The following is a 19995-nucleotide window of genomic DNA, read 5'->3' on the forward strand; positions in this document are numbered from 1 at the left end:
ACCCGCAGCACTCCCTGAAGGCACCGGCTCCAGCGGGGAAGCCGAAGCCAAAGGCGCTCGCCGCTCGCGCGTAAGCGGCATCGACCGCGCGCTGCAGGTGATCGATTATCTCTATGAAACCGGCGCGCCGGCCGGAGCCTATGCGATTGCCAAGGCGATCAAGGCGCCTCTTTCGACTGTCTACGTCATCATCGACGATCTGGTCGAAAAGAACATGCTTGGTCGCAATGCCGATGGTTCGGTTTGGCTGGGTGCTCGCCTTTATCACTACGGTCTCGCCTACGCCCGGTCGCTCGATTTCATGAGTGTCGCCACCCGCGAGATGCACGATCTTTGCCGGCAGGCAAGTGAGACGGTGCAGGTCTGCGGCCGCGACGGCGATACTATGCTGGTGCTGGCGATGGCGGATGGGCCAAGCCATTTCCAGGTGGCTTCCCGTGTCGGAACCCGCGTACCCCTCAACTGGACGGCGTCGGGGCGGCTTCTGGTCGGCCATCTGCCGGAGGACGAGAGGATCGAGCTTTTCAAGCGCTGCGCCCGCACCTCCCCGACCGGTCGGGCCGAGATTGACGCCCGCGTGCTTTCCGATTCTGCGGGCAAGGCCTTTGAGGAACGCCTGTCGGTCCAGGTGGCGGAATCCGACTACGCGGTTGCCTGCATCGCTTCGCCGGTCGTTGATCGTGACGGCCAATGCGTCGCGACCATTTCGATCGTGCTGCCCGAACAGAAAGTCGTTTCCGACGGCAGCCATTATGGCGAGCAGGTGCGCGCGGCTGCCGAGCGGATCGAAAAGCTGATGGGCTGGCGCAACCACTGAATTCGTCCTCCTCAGTCGTTGAGCGAGACGATCGCTTCGATCTCGACCGTGATGTTGCCGGGCAGCGAGCCGAAGCCGACGGCCGAACGGGCATGTTGGCCCGCCTCGCCGAAGACCTCGATGAAGAGGTCCGAGCAGCCGTTGATGACGCTCGGATGGTCCTCGAAATGCGGCACGGCATTGACCATGCCGAGCAGCTTCACCACTCGCTTGACCCGGGAGAGGTCGCCAAGCGCTCCGTGCATGACGGCGAGAAGGTTGATGCCTGTCAGCCGCGCGTGCTGATAGGCCCGATCAACACCGACGTCACCGCCGACCTTGCCTGAGTGGAGATGGCCGTCTAGCTCCCGCGGGCCCTGGCCCGACAGATAGAGCACGTTGCCCTCGCGGACATGGGTCACGAAGTTGGCAATCGGCGGCGGCGGCGGCGGAAGCTCGATCCCGAGCGCAGCCAGTCGCTGGTAAGGTGTTTGCGCTGCTGAAGCGGCCTGTGTTGGGGACGTAATCACGTATGCTCCTGCTATGCGATTTTAAGGTTCCGACTAGCGCCACGAGTAACCGTGGCTATGGCGTACGAGCTTGCGGGCGCGCGGTATGTAGCGGCTGGCGGTGACCGCTTCTGAGCCGATGACCGCGTAACGCGGCTCGAAGAGTTTCTGCAGGCGGGAGACGTCGCCGTTGGAATCAGTCGCCTCGAGATCTGCATCCACGAGGTCGAAGATGGTGAAGTCGCCCCGCTCACCGACGGATAGCCGGTTCTCCATCGACAGCTTGATGACCGAAGCGGGCGCGTGGGTAACCGCGTCCACGACCTTGTCGAAGGGCATGCCGACCGAGAGCAGCTTCGACATGGTGGTTGCAAGATCCCAGACCGGGAAGTTCATCGAATGCCCGTGCAGGTCGGTCGAGATCGAGTAGGGCAGCAGACCGCGCGCGATCGCTGCTTCCGCGACCTTGAAGGAGAAGGATGCGCCTCCATGGCCGATATCGAGCCGGATGCCTTCGCCGGCGCAGCGTTCGGCGAGATTGTAGAGATCCTCGTCCTCCATGATGCTGGAACCGGCCTTGCCGTTGAAGCAGTGGGTGACGACATCGCCCGGTCCGAGGATTTCGAGCACTTCGTCGTAGAGCGCCGGCGGCTCGCCGACATGCACCATCATCGGCACCTTCAGGATCTTTGCGATCTTCTTGCCGAGCTTGACGGGCGTGACACCCCAGGAGCCCGTGATGACGTGGCTGGCGCGCACCTTGATGCCGACGATGTGCTCGCTGTTCTCAGCATAGCATTCGAGGATGCGGTCGAGGTCGATATCCTTGATATCGCGAAGTTCGGGAACGCGATTGCAGGCGACAAGGCCGATCGAACCCAAATTGAGGAAGGCTTTGATACGCTCCTTGGACGGTTCGATGATGTATTCGCGAAACCCGTGAAAATTGGCTTCGCCGGCCGAGCCGGCATCGACCAGCGTCGTGACGCCGCGCTCGGCGCCGCATTCGGACGGACGGATCGAGATATCCGTGCCGCCATGCCAGATATGGACGTGGAGGTCGACCCAGCCGGGAGAGATCCATGCGCCCTTGCCGTCGACGCGTTCGACGTCACCCGGAGCGGCGAGCTGCGGCCCGAAAGCGGCGATCTTGCCATCGGCGCCGATGAGGATGTCGATCGCGCCGGCGGGCACATCGCCGCCGAACGCCATGGGCTTCACATTGGTGAGGAGGAGCGGCTTGCCCGCTTTTTCACCGGTCATTTACAGGTCCTTTCGAAGTCTTGGGTCGAGCATGTCCCGCAGGCCGTCGCCGACCATTTGCAGCGAAAGCACGGAGAGAATGATGGCAAAGCCAGGGAAGTAGGTCATCCAGTCGGCCTGGCCGATATATTGGCGACCGGCGGCGATCATGGTTCCCCAGGTCGGGATTTCGGGGCTGACGCCGAGGCCGAGAAACGAGAGCCCCGCTTCGGCCAGCATGGCGCTGGCGAAGAGAAACGAGCCCTGCACCAGGATCGGCGACAGAAGGTTTCTCAGCACATGCCGCGTCATGATGTGAAACGTCGAGATACCGAGAGCCTTTGCCGCCTCGACGTAGGGCAGCTCGCGGATAACAAGCGTCGATGCCCGAACGATGCGGGCCAGCCGCGGCGAATAGACGATAGACAATGCGATGATGACCGTTGTCAGCGACGGGCCGAGGGCCGCAACAAGCGCAATGGCAAGCAGGATATCGGGAAATGCCATCATCGCATCGATCAGGCGCGCGATCGGTGTGTCCAGTTTCGGGAAGAAGCCGGCGAGCAGGCCCAGCGTAACGCCGATAGCGGCCGATAGCGCCACTACGGCGGCTCCGACCAGCAGCGACAGCCGTCCGGCATAGATGGTGCGGGAGAAGATATCGCGGCCGAATTCGTCGGTGCCAAACCAGTAAACTTCGCTCGGTGGCTTCAGCCTGTTGACGATCGAGAGCTTCGAGGGGGAATAGGGAGCAATCCACGGCGCAAGAACGGCGAGTAGCACGAAAATCGTCAGGACGATCAGGCCGGCGGCGACGGTCTTGCGCTTCAGGAGCCGGCGCAGAAATTTGCTGCGCTCGCTTGGCATCTGTTTGGGTGTATCGGTTGCGATATCGGCCATCAGTAGCGTACCCTCGGATCAACCAGCAGATAGAGCATGTCGATCGCAAAATTGATCAGGACGTAGAGGCCGGCGATAACGAGCAAGGCCCCTTGGATCACCGGATAGTCTCGGCGCAGCACCGCGGAGACGACGAGGCTTCCGATGCCCGGCAGACCGAAGACGGTCTCGGTGACAACAGCGCCGGAAATCAGGACGGCGGCCGTCAGCCCCAAGACGGTGAGAATTGGAATGAGCGCGTTCTTCAGCGCATGTTTCAACACGACGCGACGTTCGATAAGCCCCTTTGCGCGGGCGGTGCGGATATAATCGTCTCCAAGGACGTCGAGCATCGAGGCGCGGGTGAAACGCAGGATCAGCGCCGACGAAACGAGGCCGAGCGCAACGGCCGGCAGCGTCAGGTGATACATCCGGTCAAGGAAACTTGCGCCCGGTCCGCCATAGCCGGAAACCGGGAAAATGCCCAGCCGCACCGCGAAGAACTGCATCAGGATGAGGCCGAGCCAGAAGCTTGGAATGCTCGCCGCCAGCATGCCTATCGCCATCGAGGCCTGATCGACCAGCGATCCGCGCCGATAGGCGGCATAGATGCCGATCGGCAGCGCGATGACGCCGGCGATGACGAGCGAAAACAACGTCAGGAAGAAGGTCGGTTCGGCGCGTTCAAGAAGCGCGGAGGAAACCGGAATGTTGAGAAAGATCGATTGGCCGAGATCGCCTTTCAGCAACTGTCCGACATAGAACAGGTATTGGACGAAGATGGACTGGTCGAGGCCAAGCCGCACTCGCAGCTCTGAAATATCCTGCGCGGTCGCGTCCGGGCCGAGCATGACGGCGGCCGGATCGCCGGGGGTTACGCGCACGATCACGAAGACGATCGTGACGACGAGAAACATCACGACGATCATGCCTGCGAGACGTTGAAGGATGTAGCGTATCATTGGATTGGTTCCTGTGTCCGCGGGGCAGACAGGATCGGGAACGGGCGCCGGCTGTGGCCGGCACCCGAACGCCTTGGGAGGCTTACTTCTTGATGGATGCGTTCCAGAAATAGGGCCACGGCGCAGGATCGACGCCCTGAAGCTTGGTGGAGATCGCCGCAACGGCGTTGAAATCGCCGATCTTCATCATGGGAGCTTCGTCATACATCGCCTTTTGAACGTTCGCCCAAAGCTCGACACGTTTCTTCGGGTCGACCTCTGTGTTGAACGCGTCGATCGCGGCCTTGCTTGTCGGCGTGTTCCACCACCCGGGCGAGCTCGGTGAAAGCGTGCCGATCAGGGCGGGCTCGGGCAGGAACGGGCTGTGCGTGATATAGATGTCCCACAATGCCTTGTCGGTGCGGCGCTGAGTGAGCGTTGCCCAGTCGACCACCTGAAGATCGACCTTGAAGCCCGCCTGTTTCAGATATTCGGCCGCGACCTGCGCCATCTTGTAATGGAACTCGTACTGGCGGCTGGTCAGGATGCGGATCGGTTCGCCGTTGTAGCCTGCGGCCTTGGCGGCAGCGGCAGCGCCATCCGGGTCGGCGACGTTGTAATTGCCCTTGACGCCGGCATCCGTGCTCCAGGTATAGGGGGCAGGGTAGATGTTGCCGTCGAGCGTGTAGAAATTCGTGCTGCCGAAGGCCGCCGCCAGCATGTCCTCCATGCTGAGTGCCTGACGGATCGCCTTGCGGATCGCGACGTTCTTGGCGATGCCGTCGGCGGTGTTGAAGACGAAGACCGGATAGCCAAACGGCTTCAGGAGCAGCGGCTGGGTCGCAGAGGAGGATTTCAGCTTGTCGAAGGATTCGACTGGCAGGCTGTCGATATAATCATACTGGCCGGAAATGGCCGCTTCGACGCGGGTATTGGCATCCGGAACCGGAACGAAGCGGATTTCGTCGAGATATTGGTGGCGAGCGCCGCCGTAACCGTTGCTCTCGCCATCCCGGGGCTTGTAGCCGTCGAAACGGACAAGCTGGATATACTGGTCGGGCTTGCGCTCCTTCAGCATGTACGGACCGGTGCCGATGAAGTCGGTCATCGTGTCGGCCTGCTTGCTGGCGGGAATGATGATGGCGGCGGAGTTGTTGAAAGCGAGCAGCGAGGTAAGCGGGGCATAGGGCTGCTTGAGCTTGATGACAACCGTCGCCGGATCTTGGGCAGCGATCGATTCGATGAAGCCGCCAGCCTGCTTGCCGCGCGATGCCAATTTGATCCAGCGGTTGAGCGAAGCCACGACGTCATTCGACGTCATGACGCTACCGTCGTGGAACTTGATGCCCGTCCGGAGCTTGATGGTGTAGGTTTTGCCGTCGGCGCTGATTTCGGGCAGGCTCTCGGCAAGGAGCGGCGTGACGTTCCAGCTCTTGTCGAAGGTGTAGAGCGTCTCGAAGATGTGTTGCGTCACGATGCCGACGAGATCGGCGGTCGAGGTCATCGGGTCCAGTGTCGGCGGTTCGCCGATCGTCGCGACGTTGATGACGCCGCCTTTTTCCTGGGCCAACAGTAGCGAAGGGGTTGCAATCAGGGCAGCCGCAATCAGCAATCCGACTTTTAATTTCATCGATATTCTCCCATTTATTGTTCCATTATTATGTTATATACAATTTTATAACAGAATACAGGACGTGCGCGGGCTGTCAATGGCGGCGGAACGGCACCTAGTCGGTTCAGCGAAATCGGGTGGATTCTGTGATGACGGCGGCGCGGTCGACGTGCGAATTATGCGGCCCACGGCGCTGCCTCATCGGGGCGATCGTCCTTTATTGTCAGCGATTTCAACAAACCGGCCCTTGCCGAAACATCTTTGTCGGAGCAGATTGCAACGATAGAGGAGACAGTGCATGGCGCTTTACGATGCTTCCGGCTCTAGCGTGAATGGTATCGAACCTCGCTGGACGTCCAGCGCAAAGAGCGGAGTTGGCACGGCGCTTTCGCCAGCTTGCCGCATCTGGTTCACACTCAGTCACGGCATTCTGAACGAAGTCTATTTTCCCCGCGTCGACAGCGCCTGCACCCGCGATATCGGATTGATCGTCACAGGCCCCAACGGCTACTTTTCAGATGAAAAGCGCGATACGCAGAGCGTGGTCGCGACGGTCGAGGATGGCGTTCCGGCTTACCGGCTGATTAATACGGCGATCGACGGCCGCTACCGGATCATCAAGCGCATCATTGTCGATCCGATGCGCAGTAGCCTGATTCAGCAGATATCATTCGAGCCGCTCGAAGGAGCGATCCACGATTATCGTCTCTACCTGCTTGCGGCTCCGCATCTGGTCAATGCCGGCTACGGAAATACGGGCTGGGTGGGAGACTATAAGGGTACGCCGATGCTTTTTGCGACGGGCGCGGGCGGTGTCTCGCTTGCGCTTGCCGTCAGCGGCGGTTGGCGCACGGCATCCGCCGGCTATGTCGGCATCTCCGATGGATGGCAGCAACTGCGAAAAACGGCGCAACTTGACCCGGCAGTCATGCATGCCGCCGATGGCAACGTCGCGTTGACCGGCGAGATCGATCTGACCGCCGGCAATGACACGGTTACGATATCGCTTGGTTTTGGGAGCCATGCCAAGGAAGCCGGCTACAATGCCCTTGCCAGTCTGCAGGCTGGCTACGAGCATGCGGAACGCAGCTATATTTCCGACTGGCGGGCGTGGCAGGACGGGCTGCTGGCCCTCGACGAACCGAAAGCACCTCCGCCCGAACTCAATCGCTATCGGATATCGACAGCCGTTCTGGCGACGCACCGGCCTTTATCCTTCGAGGGGCCGGCTGTTGCCTCCCTCTCCATTCCGTGGGGCTTTGCCAAAGGTGACGAGGATCTTGGTGGATATCATCTCGTATGGCCGCGAGATCTGGTCGAGACCGCCGGCGGTTTCCTGGCCGCGGGCGCCTCGCAGGATGCTCTCCGCATTCTGACCTATCTACGCGTCATCCAGGAAGAAGATGGACACTGGCCGCAGAATTGCTGGCTGGACGGCGAGCCTTACTGGACCGGGATACAGATGGATGAATGCGCCTTCCCGATCCTGCTTGCCGATGCGTTGCGTCGGGAAGGGGCGTTAACGGGCGAGCAGCTTTTATCCTACGTACCGATGGTCGAACGTGCCGCGCGCTATGTGGTTGTCAACGGTCCCGTTACCGGCGAGGACCGTTGGGAGGAAGACGGCGGCTTTTCTCCCTTCACCTTGGCGGTTGAGATCGCCGCATTGCTGGCGGCCGCCGATATTCTGGAGATTGCAGGGCAATCGCATAATGCGGATTACTTGCGGCAGACCGCGGATGCCTGGAACGACCAGATCGAGCGCTGGACCTATGTCAGCAACGATCCGGACAGCTCCGGCCTTGGGGTCAGGGGCTATTACGTCCGCATCGCGCCGCCTGACATCGCCGATGGAAGCTCGCCTGCCGATGGTTTCGTGCCGATCAAGAACAGGCCACCCGCCGAATCGCTGCTGCCGACCGCTCGCGTCGTCAGTCCTGATGCCCTGGCGCTGGTACGGTTCGGATTGCGGGCCGCCGATGATCCGCGCATCGTCGACACTGTCAGGGTCATCGACGCGCAACTGAAATGCGACCTGCCTCAGGGGCGGGTATGGTATCGCTATACAGGTGACGGCTATGGCGAGCACGAAGACGGCGGCCCGTTCGACGGCACGGGCATCGGGCGTCCATGGCCGCTGCTTGCCGGCGAGCGTGCCCATTACGAGCTTGCGGCCGGTCGACGCGAAGCTGCCTTCGAGCTGCTGAGAACGCTCGAACAGTCCGCGGGGCAGGGTGGTCTGTTTCCCGAGCAAGTGTGGGATCGCCCCGACATTCCGGAGTTGGGCCTTGTCTTCGGTGGACCCTCCGGTAGCGCCATGCCGCTTGTCTGGGCCCACGCCGAACATATCAAGCTCTTGCGCTCGCTGAGAGATGACGCCGTTTTCGACATGCCGCCGCAGGGTGTCGAACGGTATGTGAAAAACAGGGTTACGGCACCCTTCGTGCTATGGCGTTTCAATAATAAGTTGTCGCAGCTTGCCGTCGGCAAGCGCTTGAGGATCGAGGTCATGGCGCGGGCTGCCGTGCGCTGGAGCCTTGATGGTTGGGCGAGCGTCAACGATACCGAAACCCGTCAAAATGCCTTCGGCATCCATGTTGCCGAGCTTTCATGCGAACACCTATCCAAGGGGGCTGTGATCAGTTTCACGTTTTACTGGCCAGATACCGACCATTGGGAAGGAGAGGATTTCTCTGTCGCGGTCATTGATGCGGCATAGAACGAAGGATGCCCCACGAATAGAAGGTGCCGATGAAGATGAGCCAGGTGAAAGAAGGACGCAAAGCGAAGGTGGAACCCAAGGAAGAGAGTGCTAAGGCGGCGGCGAAGGATCCTGTCGTGCTGGCAATCGACCTTGGCGGTTCGCATGTGAAAATGCGCGTAAGCTCCGGCGGCGATCGCCGCGCGGCGGTGTCCGGCCCGACAATGTCGGCAAAGGAGATGGTCAAGGCCGTCAAGGACCTTACTCAGGATTGGCAATACGACGTTATCGGCATGGGATACCCAGGCCCGGTTCGAGATAACAAGCCGGCTGTCGAACCGCACAATCTCGGCCCCGGTTGGCAGGATTTCGATTTTTCCGCCGCTTTCGGCAAGCCGGTCAAGCTTGTCAACGATGCCGTGATGCAGGCGATCGGCAACTACAAGACCGGTAATATGCTGTTTCTCGGCCTCGGCACGGGATTGGGGTCGGCGATGATCGTCAATCACGTCTGCCTTCCCATGGAACTTGCCCACCTGCCCTACAAGAAGCGCGGCACCTTCGAAGATTTTATCGGCGAACGCGGCCTTGAGAAATACGGCAAGAAGAAATGGCGGGAGTCGGTTGAAGAGATTGTCGAGAGATTGCGGGCCGCGTTGCTGCCGCATGACATTGTCATTGGCGGAGGCAATGCCGAAAAGCTCAAGGAATTGCCGCCGGGCTGCCGCGTCGGCGAGAACGAAAATGCGTTTCTTGGAGGATTTCGCTTGTGGACGGATACCACGCTGAGCTTCTAACCTACGCGCGCTATCCTACCTGATGAGGCGAGGGGATAGGCGTCGTCAGAGCTTTTTGTCTCGAATGGTCACCACCCCGAACGGATTGAATTTATATTCATCTTCGTCATAGCGGCTGTCGTCGGATAGGGCCGCGCGACGAGCCGCCAATGTTGCGTCAACGCCGTCCCGTGCCATCTGGTCGCCGATGTCGTCAATCAGGGCAGCGATTTCAAGCTGTTCGGCATTGGTCGACGGTTGCTGATCGTCTTTTCGGATAAAGGTAACGTGCACATCGGGCAAGCCGACCAGATGATTGCCGACGCTGGCCATTCCCTCGGTATCGTCGCCAATCGGCCGGCGGGCAAAGGCGAGGCGGCAGGTCTTGGCAAGTGTCAGCAGGTCTTGAGAATCGGCTGCGCGGCGCGCCTGTCCGGAAAGCTCTTTCCATCGCCGTATACCGTGGGCTACCCCCGCAGTCTCACCCTTTACCGCGATCGCACCGTGATCGAGCATGTATTGCACGAACACCAGGGCCCTTGCGGATGTCGCGACAGCGACCTCGGCCGACATCGGCGGTCCGAGGACGTAAAGAACAGACCCGTGAGTGGCGACGGCGTCTTCGTCGGCCTCTTCATAGGCGTCAGGGTCCACGCGGTCCCAGCAGATATTGAATGAACGGACCATCCGGTCGTCGGGCTCGTCCTGCGAACCATCTTCATCGGCGGTGAAATCATCACCGAAGTTGGCGATAGCAGCGCGGGCACTCTGCAGGAGCGCGGCAAGACCATCTTCCCTGCCGAGAAAGCAAAGCACATGACGTGGTTTGTAGCTGGACCGGGACACGGCATACGCCGAGGACTTGCTGGACGCCCGACCGAGAGACGGCCTACCCAGGATAAGGCCGCCCAGGAATGCGAGAACGCTGCGCCGCATCCAATTCATTCCCGTGTCCCATGGTTTAAATCGATAGAGCAATATACGCTATATCGCGTTGGTTCCATTTTCATCGCAACTCATTTCACGTCCGTTCGATCAGTGCTTGTCGACAAATTGGATAGCCGGCTCACTGCCCGTATTTCAACGAGGCTTTCTCCTGATGGACAATATCGGCAAACAGCCGCAATGCGCCGCTTGGTTGCTCATCTCGGCGCGCGAGATGAAGCGGCGCGATGAGATTGGCGCGAGGATCGAGCCTTAGATATGCAATCCCGTTCGTCTCCAGCCGGGCCATCGACGCCGGGATGATTGACATCCCGAGCCCGGCGGCGACAAGGCTGAGCGTCGATAGCAATCGCGGGGCCTCATGCCGTATTTTCGGGCTAAAACCTGCGGCAAGGCAGGCCGCTATGATGCCGTCGTATAATCCGGGGCCTGATGGGCGCCGATATAGTATGAAGGCTTCGTTTGCGAGTTCCTGCAATTGGAGGGGCTCAGGCCTTTCGCCCTTCGCGATCGCAAGCGGATGACGATCGGGAAGGGCGATCAGCATTTCCTCGTCGAGTATGCGCGAAATCAAAAGGCCGCTCGACTGGGCGACGGGCGAGCGAACGAGCGCGACATCTAAGAGGCCGGAATGCAGCGCGGCGATGAGATCTGGCGTGCTGGCTTCCTCGAGCTTGAGGACGACGTCGGGTGACCTTTCACCGAGCGAGCGGACGGCCGAGGTGAGAAGGGGATGAAATGCCGCCGAACTGGTAAAGCCGATGGCGAGGCTTCCCTCCTCTCCGCGGACATTGCGTCTTGTCGCCTCGATCGCCAGATCGACGTCGTGCAGGACGGCCCTCGCCCGCTCCACGAAAGTACGGCCAGCGTCCGTCAGTTCGACGCCTCTCGGCAGGCGCCTGAAGAGCGGCGCGCCGACGATCGCCTCCAGCTTGGCGATCTGCTGGCTGAGCGGCGGCTGCTGGATGCCGAGCCGTTCGGCGGCACGGGTCATGTGCCCCTCATCGGCAACGGTAACGGCATAGCGCAGGTGTCGAAGCTCGATCATGGCATATCTCATAGATATGGATAATGCATAATCCATATATTGGACGCACAGCCGGTAAAAGCCTATTTTGTCGTCTTGTTTGACATGAAGCACGCAGGCCAGGATATGGACGCCATTTCTCCCCACGCCGTCGCGCAACGCGAAGGGCCAACCGTCGCCGAACTCTTCTTCGGCTTTTTCAAACTCGGTCTTATCGGCTTCGGCGGGGTCTTGCCACTTGCGCGCCGCATGGTGGTCGAGGATCGCAAGTGGCTGACCGGCGAGGAGTTCACCGAGTTGCTCGGGCTCTGTCAGTTCCTGCCCGGCGGCAATATCATCAACATGTCGGTTGCGATCGGCTCGAAGTTCCAAGGCGTTGCGGGAGCATTTTCGGCTCTTCTCGGCTTGATTGTTGCGCCGACGGCGATCGTGATCGGTCTCGGCGTCATCTACGATCAGTTCAACGGCGATCCGCGCATCCAGCATATGTTTGCGGGTCTTGCCGCGGCGGCGGCAGGCCTGCTGATCTCGATGGCGGTCAAGATCGTCCTGCCGCTGCGCCGCAGACCTGTCGCGTTGGTCGTTGCCGCCATTTGCTTTGTCGCCATCGCCATCGCCGGGCTACCGTTGCTCTCGACCATGCTGCTTCTCGCGCCTATCAGCATTATCGCCACCTGGAAGCTTGAATCATGACCACGACCTTGCTTACGCTTGCTCTCATCTTCACGCAGCTTTCCTTGCTGGCCTTTGGCGGCGGCAATTCCATTTTGCCGGAAATGCATCGGCAGATCGTCGACGTCCAGCATTGGATGACGGCACAGGAATTCGGTGCGCTCTTCGCATTGGCGCAGGCCGCTCCCGGCCCGAACCTGATGGTCGTGCCCCTGGTCGGCTGGCATGTCGCCGGATGGGCGGGCGTTCTGGTGACGTCGGCGGCAAAGTTCGGCCCCTCCTCGGTTTTGACCTATTTCGTGCTCCACCTCTGGAACCGTTTCAAGGACAGGCCGTGGCGCAGGATCGTGCAGGCCGGGCTGGTGCCGATGACTGCCGGGCTCGTCACGGCAAGCGCGGCCGTCATCACCGAGGCATCGACGCAGGGCTGGATTCTGGCTGTAATAGCCGCGCTCGGCGCAGTTGTTCTCTCGACAACGCGCGTCCATCCGCTTGTCGTCCTCGGCATTGGCGCATTGGTTGGCTTGAGCGGCATAGGCCAGGTATAGCGGAGAATCGGCCGGCGCCGGATGTCTCAGGACGATGGTGCCGGGGCCCATCTTCGTGATTGTCGAGTCGGCGGTGGTCGATAACGCGGTGTTAATCCGCAGCTCTTGCTTGCTCTAAGCATCCAGAAATACGTCCTTCGCTTGAGATCGTGCCGACTTCGGAGGCTTGGTTTCAAAAGAGAGCTGTTGATATCGGTGAGAATCGCGGCGTTCGGGCTTTTGGAAACCAAAATGCAAACAATCCATGCAATCCTCTACTCCGAAAAGATTGTCGGCAATGAAGCCGGCGATAATCTTTTGATCAGCGGGTGAGGGCTTCCAGTGTCTTGCGATGGAAATGGAATACTCGATCCACAGGCAATGGGTTCCCGCCAATTCCTGCATTTGCGGGAATTGTTCGATCGATCGTTCAAGGCTGCCCGTATCGGGGTGTGGGAATGCAGCCTACCCGATCAGACGCTTAGCTGGACAGATACGGTCTATGAGCTTTTTGATCTTGCTCCGCAAACGCCGCTGACGCGGAACCAAATCCTTAGGCTCTATACTCCGGAAACCCGCAGGCGCCTCGACGAGGTCCGCGAGAAGGCAATTCGTACCGGCGAGGGCTTTAGCCTGGACGTCGAGATCATTACCGCGAGTGGCAACCGCCGTTGGATAAGGATAACCGCTTGCGTCGAGGTCGCGGATGGGACCGCGACCCGAATTTTCGGGATGAAGCAGGATGTCACCGCCGAGAAGACGATGGTCGAGCAACTCAGGCAATTGGCCGAGCATGACATTCTCACCGGGCTGACGTCGCGCACCAGATTTGAGACATTTTTCAACGAAATCTGCGCCACCGAGGGCCGAACCGGCCGGGCGCTTCTTCTGGTCGATCTCGACGGCTTCAAGTCCGTGAATGACACTCTTGGCCATCAGGCCGGAGATGACTGCCTCAAAGCGGCGGGGCATCGGCTTTCGCGCGCGGTTCCCAAGGCCAATATGGTGGCGCGGATCGGTGGCGACGAATTTGCCGTTATTCATGAATGCGTCTCGACTGAGCATCTTGCAAAGATTGCCGACCGGGTCGTTAAAGGGCTGAACTGGACCGTCTCGACGCCGGCAAAGTCGATTCGCATTGCAACCTCGGTTGGTGCCGCCATCATCGTCCCCGGCCATTCATCCAAGGACATATTCGCGGAAGCGGATCGCGGGCTTTACGAGGCGAAACTGTCCGGGAAAAACGGCTTCCGCATCGTGCCGCCGACATGGTCCGCTTACGACGCGGCCCTCTAGGCTGAGCCGGGCAGTTGTCCGTGCCGGCGTCTGGGCCGCGCCGGATTGCGGTGGAAGCCAACGGCAGATTGGCACCTTACCGATCACATGCGGATATTCGTCTGGGCCGCAAGCCGTCCGCCGCAATACAGACCCATCCTCGGCTCCTTGCCGTCGATCGCCAACCACAAGCATCGAATAGCGAATTGTCGGCAAGCGATGGGAAAAATATTTCCCTATACAGTATATAGACATTATCTGATTACTTTCCGGAAAACACTGCCACAAATAGCTTGGTCGCCAGTGCAATTCGCCCGGAGCCGGCATGACAAGGCATATTCGATTCAACGCGTTCGACATGAACTGTGTCGCCCATCAATCCCCCGGCCTCTGGAGACATCCACGCGACAAGTCGTGGAAATACAAGGATCTGGACTATTGGCAGGATCTGGCCCGGACGCTGGAACGCGGCATTTTCGACGGCATATTCATCGCTGACGTCATCGGTTATTATGATGTCTACAAAGGGTCGAACTATCATGCGATCGAGCAGGCCGCGCAAATACCGGTCAACGATCCGATCCAGCTTGCGGCGCCAATCGCCCTTGCGACTGAGCATCTCGGCATAGGAATTACGGCCTCCACCTCGTTCGAACACCCATATACGTTTGCCCGACGGCTCGCGACCGCCGATCACCACACGAAGGGGCGCGTCGGCTGGAACATCGTGACCTCCTATCTCGAAAGCGGTGCCAAGAACATCGGTCAAGGCGGTTTGAAGACCCATGACAACCGCTACGAGATCGCCTCCGAGTATGTGGAGGTTCTCTACAAGCTGTTCGAAGGTAGTTGGGAAGAGGGTGCAGTGCTGCGTGACGCCGAACGCGGCGTCTTCACCGATCCCGCCAAGGTCCATGAAATCGGTCACAAGGGCAAGTACTTCGACGTTCCCGGTTATCATCTCTGCGAGCCGTCGCCACAGCGGACGCCCGTACTTTATCAGGCGGGTGCGTCTGGACCCGGCAAGGCCTTCGCAGCCGGTCATGCCGAATGCGTCTTCGTTGCTGCTCCGACCAAGACTTTGCTGCGCGCCTATGTTGCCGATATCAGGCAGAGGGCCGCGGCTGCTGGCCGCGATCCAAGGAAGGTGCTGATCTATAACCTCACGACGTTGATTATTGCGGAAACCGATGCGAAGGCGCAGCGCCTGTTCGAGGAATATCAGAGCTACGCCTCCTACGATGGCTCGCTCGTCTTCATGTCCGGCTGGAGCGGCATCGACTTTGGCCAATATGCGCCGACCGACGAGTTGAAGAAGGTGGAAACCAACGCCATCGTCTCGATGATCGAGCATTTCGGCGGCAAGGACCGGGTTTGGACAGTCGAGGAGCTCGCTAAATGGGGCGGGATCGGTGGAACCGGGCCGGTCTTCGTAGGCTCTCCCTCGACCGTCGCCGATATCTTGCAGGAATGGGTAGAAGAGACCGACGTCGACGGCTTCAACCTCGCTTATGCCGTGACGCCAGACAGCTTCGAGGCGGCCGTCGATTTGCTCGTTCCCGAACTGCAGAAGCGTGACGCTTATGCGACCGCCTATCGCCCGGGCACGCTGCGCGAAAAGCTGTTCGGCGATGGGCCTTACCTGCCGGCAACCCACCCGGCCAATGCCTATCGCGACATTCAGGCAGTCAAGCGTCGGGATGCGGAACTTGCCGCGCCGCTGCGCAAGTCGGCAGGCGTCTAGGCTTTGCCATATCACCGATTTGGTTGACGTATGCGCATATTCGGCTCGTCTTTGATGATGCTCTCAGGGCTGACGGGCCGGATTGATCTCGGCGATATCTCGCGCAATCGGCTATTTAGGGTAGCAACGCGTTAACGCTCTGTTCACCTTAAGATTACTAAGGTTTCCTGATCAAAAGGAAGGAAGCCCAATGAAGAAGATCTTTATTCTCGCCATGGCCGCGGTAACGCTGGCAGCACCCTTTGCCAACGCACAGGAATGGCCCCGTCATCATCGCGATCGTCCCGACGAAGTTCATCGCAAGATGCCGCCGCGGGGACCGGGGCGCCCAGGATGGGGACCATATCGGGGTAAGGACCGTTCGGGTTACTATCACGGTTACAGAGGTTACCACGACCGCCGCCCGGGCTATCGTCGTCACAGCGATGGCCTTTGGTATCCAGCCGCTGCCTTCGCACTCGGCGCCATTATCGGCGGCGCTTTGAACAACTAGAGCTCTTCTGCCTTTAATTGTCATTAAACTGCTTTTGGGGAATGCGATTCCTCGTTTCCCCAAATGCGCAAGCGGATCAAGGCGCTTCACGTTCTCCGCGAGCCAGAACAACGAGCCAATTTTCAGATCTCTCGACTACTGCGCATAAAGGATGAAGACGCTGATCCTCTTTTCGTTTAGCTCAGTTCCGGGCTTGGTTGCGTCGGCGACCTCAAGCTCGCCGGCTTTCTCATGACAGACCATCAGGTCCAATCGTCCGTTTTCAGAGGCGCTGAAATCCGGGTGAATGCCTTGTCCCGTGTAACGAGAACTGCATCGACCGCGACGGCATGCGCCGCAATCATCATATCCAGCGATGCAAGCGGCGTGCCTCTGGCTTCGCAAGCCGCGCGCAGGTCGCCATAGGTCTGCGTCACGTCATGATCCCACTGCAGTACGTCGACGCGAAGAAGGAATTGCCTGATCCTTTCCGATAGCGCCTTTGGATAGCCGCGCTTGGCAAGGCCATATAGCAACTCTCCTTCCGTGACGGACGAAATGACGATGTCAGCCATAGGAAGTGCTGCAAGCTGACTGACGATTTCGGGGCGATCGCCTTTGATGACATGGCTGGCGATATTGGTATCGAGCATCCACATCGTCATTCCGGCCAGCCTTCAAACGGATCGCGGTCCTGCGAATTCTGCTTGCGGTCATCCCTGTCCATGAAATCGTCCGGTACGGGTTCTTTACGATAGAGCGCGAAAAGACCGTCCCAGGAATCCGGTTTGCGTGATAGAATGACGTCGCCAGTTGTAGGGTCACGACGCACGAAGACCTCTTTTCCTTCGAAACGAAATTCGGCAGGAAGTCTGATTGCCTGGCTGCGGCCGGTGGTAAAAATCTTCGCTGTTCTTGCCGGCATAGCGACCCTCCTCATTCTTTGGATAGCTATCCTGATATAGTCCGTCGATTGATATCTATCAAGAGAGATATCATGTGAATCAGCTGCTGCTTTGAGGAGTGGTTGCGGAAACTGGGGCTTCAAGGAAGCCAATCGCGTCGCTTACTTCCGAAAGCCATTAGTTTGAACTCACCCCGCCGCTTAGGGTGGAAATTTCAGTCCCAAACAGCCTATTTCAACGGGAGCACGTTACAAAGCAACATCGCAAAAATTGATCCAGTTTGAAGGGTTCAGATCAGTGGCGACATCCTCGTCCTTCAGCAAGGTGGCCAGCTGATCGCGGCGGTCAAGTGGCAGGATGGTGTCGAGTGCATCCAGTTCTTCGGCGCGCCGTGCAACCTCCGTCGTTTCAGATTTCGAACTTTTAGCCACGCCGCTAGCCACGGTTCCATGGATTTACAAGATGCAGGCCGATCGCTTCGAAGTCAGGGATATTGCGTGTCGCCAGTGACGCCCCGCGAGACAACGTAATTGCAGCGATTTGCGCGTCGAACTGGTTGATCGGCCGCTCGGCTCGGCGACTGTCGGTGGCGATTGTCGCATAGAAGTCGGCGGCGTCGCGATCTAACGGCAGCACGCGTCCGGAAAAATCGTCGATAAATTCGGAAGAATGGCGGTCTCAAGCGCGCGACGACGGCGACCCTCCGGAAGCAGCCGCAAACCGTAGAGAATCTCGGCTTCGGTGATGGTTGTTGTAAACATCGAAAGTGGTGGTTGCTCAGCTGAAACGACAATTCCACGCTCCAGCAGCTTTCCTTGACGAGATGCAGGCTCAGCGGAGACCTGAAATACAGCCAGACTGCATTCGAGATGATTTGTTGCGGGTAATGGTGGCGCTTGTGGCTGACGGCAGAACTCTTCATGCCACCGTCTCCAGGCCAAATTCACTGATGCCGCGTTTATGTGACAACACCAAGGTCTGGTCTAAAATCGCTGCATCTCGCGATCGACCCGCGCCAGAAACTGGCTGCGCGAAGTCTCTGTCGAGCGGTTCATGTCGTAATGCGCCAGGAAGACCACGGGCGCAAAAGGCTTTATCTGGGCGCGCAGCACGCGCTTGACGATCTTCTTCGGCGGGTTGCCGGCAATAAAGGCTCGGAACGGATCGGCGCCATAGGTCAAGACAGCACCGAGCTTGCGGATATGCTGCAGTTTGGAGCGCACCTTGCCGTCGACGAGTTCGAAGGAAACGCCTGGAAGCCAGACCCGGTCGAAATAGCCCTTGAGGATGGCCGGAAAACCGAAGTTCCAGACCGGGGTGACGATCACGAGGGCTTCGGTGCGCTCCAGCCGCTCGACATAAGGTTTCAGAGCTTCGGTATTTTCGGGATAGTCATGGTAGATCAACCGGTCATGGCGTGACAGGACAGGGTCAAAGCCCTCCGCATAGAGGTTGCAGTCGTCGACCTCATGTCCCCTGCGTTTCAGGCTCTCTATGGTTTGCCGGTGCAACGCGCCGCCATAGCTTTCCTCGACCGGATGGGAATGAAGGACGAGAACCTTCATGAGGCCTCCATCAGATCGGCAAGACCGGGAAAGAGGTAGTTCTTGCCTGATTTGAAGTCGAAATTCGGATCGTCCCAGGCGATCATCTTGCCGGGATTGAGCAGGCCCTTCGGATCGGTTTCCTTCTTGAAAGCGAGCTGAACGACGTCCGTCTGTTTCATGCCGCCTTCTTCGAGCGTATAGCGGTGCGGATTGAAGATCGGGCAGCCGTGGTCCTGGTGAATCCTAATGATCTCCTCAAGCCGCTCCTCGGATGTGTAGCGTACCAGCGGCAGGCCAGCGCACTGGATCTGCCCGTCGAAGCGGATGAACTCGAGATGACCGGGCACCTCGTCCCCGAAGATTTCTACCATCTTCTGCACCTTGGCGACGTGATCCGGCCCTGGATACTGCACCTGCAGGTAGGTGATCGACGGATCGACCTTGAGGGCGCGCAGCGTCGTGTGGTTCCAGGCGAGTTCGTACGCATGGGGGATGCCCTTCATACTCTCCACCTTGTCGGAGCGGAAGGTGATCTCGCCCTTCTGCTGCCGGGTAAAGGCGATGAAGGGGTCCATCGCATGTGGTGCGATCATCAGTGCGACGATCGATTGCCCTTGACGGATATAGGGCTTGTGGCGTGCAAAATACTCATACGGAATGGGCGCGGCGATCGGGGCGATCTCCTTGACCAGAATGCCGTTGCATTTGGCGAGCGCATCGGAAAAGCGCACGGCATCCATGAAATCGTCGTATCCGACCAGCACATCGACCCAATCATAGGCAGGCGCCAGCGGCATTTCGATCTCGGTGATGATGCCGTTGGTGCCATAGGCATGGCTGACCTTGGTCAGATCCCAGCCGGTCAAATCGAGAACACGGGGTTCTGCTTCCATCGTCACGACGCGCAGCCGCAGGATATTGCCGAGATCGCGCAGGCCGCCCCAGGTAATCGAGCCGACACCGCCCGAGCCGCCGGCGATGAAGCCGCCGATTGTTGCGGTCTGCGCGGTCGAGGGATGGAACCGCAGCTCCTGGCCCGAATGAGCCTTGGTCTGGCGGTCGAGTTCGGCAATGACGATGCCGGGCTCGCAGATGACGCGGCCGGGATGGATTTCCTTGATGCTGTTCATGGTGGCGAGGTTAAGCACGATGCCGCCGGAGAGCGGCATGGCCTGGCCGTAATTGCCGGTGCCGGCGCCGCGCGGCGTAACGGGCACGTCATGCGCGTAGGCGACCTTTAGCGTGCGGATCACCTCTTCCTCGGTCTTCGGCGTTACCACGAGATCGGCCGTGACATTGTCGAGCTGGGCTTTCAGGATCGGCGAATACCAATAGAAGTCGCGGCTCTTCTGGCGCACGAGCGCCGGATTGTCTTCGACGGCGATACCTTCGAGTTCTTTCTTGATGCGCTGATAATCCGGCATG

19 protein-coding genes and 3 pseudogenes are annotated in these 19995 nt (G+C 59.4%); 8 read left to right on the forward strand and 14 right to left on the reverse strand.

The features are described from left to right. Window positions 1–79: 79 nt before the first annotated feature. The gene (locus BJ928_RS32050) at window positions 80–817 is read left to right on the forward strand and encodes an IclR family transcriptional regulator (RefSeq protein ID WP_245432649.1); all 738 of its coding nucleotides are present in this window, start codon (window positions 80–82) and stop codon (window positions 815–817) included. Between the two features lie 11 nt (window positions 818–828). Here the strand turns inward: BJ928_RS32050 and BJ928_RS32055 are convergent, their stop codons facing one another. The 5 genes from BJ928_RS32055 to BJ928_RS32075 form a co-directional block, all read right to left on the reverse strand. Beyond that, a complete protein-coding gene (locus tag BJ928_RS32055; protein WP_047635856.1) occupies window positions 829–1326 on the reverse strand; it encodes a RidA family protein in 498 nt (165 codons plus the stop codon). Between the two features lie 33 nt (window positions 1327–1359). Next, on the reverse strand, window positions 1360–2568 hold the full coding sequence (locus tag BJ928_RS32060) for an amidohydrolase/deacetylase family metallohydrolase (protein WP_047635855.1): 1209 nt from the start codon (window positions 2566–2568) through the stop codon (window positions 1360–1362). Next, complete coding sequence (locus tag BJ928_RS32065; RefSeq protein ID WP_047635854.1) at window positions 2569–3447, reverse strand: ABC transporter permease; 879 nt, start codon at window positions 3445–3447, stop codon at window positions 2569–2571. Beyond that, window positions 3447–4388 (reverse strand): ABC transporter permease, encoded by a 942-nt coding sequence (locus BJ928_RS32070; protein WP_047635853.1) that lies wholly within the window; start codon window positions 4386–4388, stop codon window positions 3447–3449. Before BJ928_RS32070 ends, BJ928_RS32065 begins: the two co-directional genes overlap by 1 nt. Before the next feature lie 82 nt (window positions 4389–4470). After that, the gene (locus BJ928_RS32075; RefSeq protein ID WP_047635852.1) at window positions 4471–5997 is read right to left on the reverse strand and encodes an ABC transporter substrate-binding protein; all 1527 of its coding nucleotides are present in this window, start codon (window positions 5995–5997) and stop codon (window positions 4471–4473) included. 280 nt (window positions 5998–6277) lie between these two features. On the opposite strand from BJ928_RS32075, the gene BJ928_RS32080 reads away from it, so the two are divergent. Together BJ928_RS32080 and BJ928_RS32085 are read left to right on the forward strand one after the other, a co-directional pair. Continuing rightward, window positions 6278–8698 carry a glucan 1,4-alpha-glucosidase gene (locus BJ928_RS32080; protein WP_052227939.1) on the forward strand — a complete coding sequence of 807 codons (2421 nt, stop codon included), beginning with the start codon at window positions 6278–6280 and terminating at the stop codon, window positions 8696–8698. 38 nt (window positions 8699–8736) lie between these two features. Continuing rightward, complete coding sequence (locus tag BJ928_RS32085; RefSeq protein WP_052227945.1) at window positions 8737–9477, forward strand: ROK family protein; 741 nt, start codon at window positions 8737–8739, stop codon at window positions 9475–9477. Window positions 9478–9522: 45 nt separating this feature from the next. On the opposite strand, the gene BJ928_RS32090 is transcribed toward BJ928_RS32085, so the two are convergent. Then, on the reverse strand, window positions 9523–10401 hold the full coding sequence (locus BJ928_RS32090) for a hypothetical protein (RefSeq protein WP_047635851.1): 879 nt from the start codon (window positions 10399–10401) through the stop codon (window positions 9523–9525). 121 nt (window positions 10402–10522) lie between these two features. Further along, window positions 10523–11449 (reverse strand): LysR family transcriptional regulator, encoded by a 927-nt coding sequence (locus BJ928_RS32095; protein WP_120296759.1) that lies wholly within the window; start codon window positions 11447–11449, stop codon window positions 10523–10525. Window positions 11450–11554: 105 nt separating this feature from the next. Between BJ928_RS32095 and BJ928_RS32100 the strand changes: the two genes are divergently transcribed. From BJ928_RS32100 to BJ928_RS32120, 5 genes are all read left to right on the forward strand, one after another. Beyond that, on the forward strand, window positions 11555–12121 hold the full coding sequence (locus BJ928_RS32100) for a chromate transporter (protein ID WP_120296763.1): 567 nt from the start codon (window positions 11555–11557) through the stop codon (window positions 12119–12121). Next, the gene (locus tag BJ928_RS32105) at window positions 12118–12648 is read left to right on the forward strand and encodes a chromate transporter (protein WP_047635850.1); all 531 of its coding nucleotides are present in this window, start codon (window positions 12118–12120) and stop codon (window positions 12646–12648) included. Before BJ928_RS32100 ends, BJ928_RS32105 begins: the two co-directional genes overlap by 4 nt. A 360-nt stretch (window positions 12649–13008) precedes the next feature. Further along, window positions 13009–13923, forward strand: a complete 915-nt coding sequence (locus BJ928_RS32110) for a diguanylate cyclase (protein ID WP_245432648.1) — start codon at window positions 13009–13011, stop codon at window positions 13921–13923. A 304-nt stretch (window positions 13924–14227) separates the two neighbouring features. Continuing rightward, window positions 14228–15646 (forward strand): LLM class flavin-dependent oxidoreductase, encoded by a 1419-nt coding sequence (locus BJ928_RS32115; protein WP_047635848.1) that lies wholly within the window; start codon window positions 14228–14230, stop codon window positions 15644–15646. Between the two features lie 190 nt (window positions 15647–15836). Then, window positions 15837–16139 carry a hypothetical protein gene (locus BJ928_RS32120; protein ID WP_052227938.1) on the forward strand — a complete coding sequence of 101 codons (303 nt, stop codon included), beginning with the start codon at window positions 15837–15839 and terminating at the stop codon, window positions 16137–16139. A 242-nt stretch (window positions 16140–16381) separates the two neighbouring features. On the opposite strand, the gene BJ928_RS32125 is transcribed toward BJ928_RS32120, so the two are convergent. From BJ928_RS32125 to BJ928_RS32150, 7 genes and pseudogenes are all read right to left on the reverse strand, one after another. Beyond that, entirely contained in the window at window positions 16382–16783 is a 402-nt protein-coding gene (locus tag BJ928_RS32125; protein WP_047635847.1) for a type II toxin-antitoxin system VapC family toxin, read from the reverse strand. After that, entirely contained in the window at window positions 16780–17043 is a 264-nt protein-coding gene (gene vapB / locus BJ928_RS32130; protein WP_047635846.1) for a type II toxin-antitoxin system VapB family antitoxin, read from the reverse strand. Before vapB ends, BJ928_RS32125 begins: the two co-directional genes overlap by 4 nt. Window positions 17044–17319: 276 nt before the next feature. After that, window positions 17320–17454 (reverse strand): annotated as a pseudogene (locus tag BJ928_RS32135) (integrase); the annotation flags it as partial. A gap of 4 nt (window positions 17455–17458) precedes the next feature. Next, a pseudogene (locus BJ928_RS39495) lies at window positions 17459–17805 on the reverse strand (type II toxin-antitoxin system VapC family toxin); the annotation flags it as partial. Continuing rightward, window positions 17800–17945, reverse strand: a pseudogene (locus BJ928_RS39500) (IS6 family transposase); the annotation flags it as partial. The pseudogenes BJ928_RS39500 and BJ928_RS39495, both read right to left, overlap by 6 nt. Before the next feature lie 61 nt (window positions 17946–18006). Then, window positions 18007–18588 carry an NAD(P)H-dependent oxidoreductase gene (locus tag BJ928_RS32145; protein WP_047635844.1) on the reverse strand — a complete coding sequence of 194 codons (582 nt, stop codon included), beginning with the start codon at window positions 18586–18588 and terminating at the stop codon, window positions 18007–18009. Beyond that, window positions 18585–19994: an FAD-binding oxidoreductase gene (locus BJ928_RS32150; protein ID WP_047635843.1), complete on the reverse strand. Its 1410-nt coding sequence runs from the start codon at window positions 19992–19994 to the stop codon at window positions 18585–18587. Before BJ928_RS32150 ends, BJ928_RS32145 begins: the two co-directional genes overlap by 4 nt. Between the last annotated feature and the right edge of the window lies 1 nt (window position 19995).

Source organism: Rhizobium sp. WW_1 (assembly GCF_003610155.1).
Classification (GTDB): Bacteria; Pseudomonadota; Alphaproteobacteria; order Rhizobiales; family Rhizobiaceae; genus Rhizobium; species Rhizobium tropici_A.

Bases quoted from the DNA above. Each gene is read 5' to 3' on its own strand.
- BJ928_RS32085 (WP_052227945.1), top strand. From the start codon at position 8,737: ATGAGCCAGGTGAAAGAAGGACGCAAAGCGAAGGTGGAACCCAAGGAA.
- BJ928_RS32100 (WP_120296763.1), top strand. From the start codon at position 11,555: ATGGACGCCATTTCTCCCCACGCCGTCGCGCAACGCGAAGGGCCAACC.
- BJ928_RS32105 (WP_047635850.1), top strand. From the start codon at position 12,118: ATGACCACGACCTTGCTTACGCTTGCTCTCATCTTCACGCAGCTTTCC.
- BJ928_RS32150 (WP_047635843.1), bottom strand. From the start codon at position 19,994: ATGCCGGATTATCAGCGCATCAAGAAAGAACTCGAAGGTATCGCCGTC.
- BJ928_RS32060 (WP_047635855.1), bottom strand. From the start codon at position 2,568: ATGACCGGTGAAAAAGCGGGCAAGCCGCTCCTCCTCACCAATGTGAAG.
- BJ928_RS32115 (WP_047635848.1), top strand. From the start codon at position 14,228: ATGACAAGGCATATTCGATTCAACGCGTTCGACATGAACTGTGTCGCC.
- BJ928_RS32120 (WP_052227938.1), top strand. From the start codon at position 15,837: ATGAAGAAGATCTTTATTCTCGCCATGGCCGCGGTAACGCTGGCAGCA.
- vapB (WP_047635846.1), bottom strand. From the start codon at position 17,043: ATGCCGGCAAGAACAGCGAAGATTTTTACCACCGGCCGCAGCCAGGCA.
- BJ928_RS32070 (WP_047635853.1), bottom strand. From the start codon at position 4,388: ATGATACGCTACATCCTTCAACGTCTCGCAGGCATGATCGTCGTGATG.
- BJ928_RS32145 (WP_047635844.1), bottom strand. From the start codon at position 18,588: ATGAAGGTTCTCGTCCTTCATTCCCATCCGGTCGAGGAAAGCTATGGC.
- BJ928_RS32065 (WP_047635854.1), bottom strand. From the start codon at position 3,447: ATGGCCGATATCGCAACCGATACACCCAAACAGATGCCAAGCGAGCGC.
- BJ928_RS32075 (WP_047635852.1), bottom strand. From the start codon at position 5,997: ATGAAATTAAAAGTCGGATTGCTGATTGCGGCTGCCCTGATTGCAACC.
- BJ928_RS32080 (WP_052227939.1), top strand. From the start codon at position 6,278: ATGGCGCTTTACGATGCTTCCGGCTCTAGCGTGAATGGTATCGAACCT.
- BJ928_RS32110 (WP_245432648.1), top strand. From the start codon at position 13,009: ATGGGTTCCCGCCAATTCCTGCATTTGCGGGAATTGTTCGATCGATCG.
- BJ928_RS32125 (WP_047635847.1), bottom strand. From the start codon at position 16,783: ATGACGATGTGGATGCTCGATACCAATATCGCCAGCCATGTCATCAAA.
- BJ928_RS32090 (WP_047635851.1), bottom strand. From the start codon at position 10,401: ATGAATTGGATGCGGCGCAGCGTTCTCGCATTCCTGGGCGGCCTTATC.
- BJ928_RS32095 (WP_120296759.1), bottom strand. From the start codon at position 11,449: ATGATCGAGCTTCGACACCTGCGCTATGCCGTTACCGTTGCCGATGAG.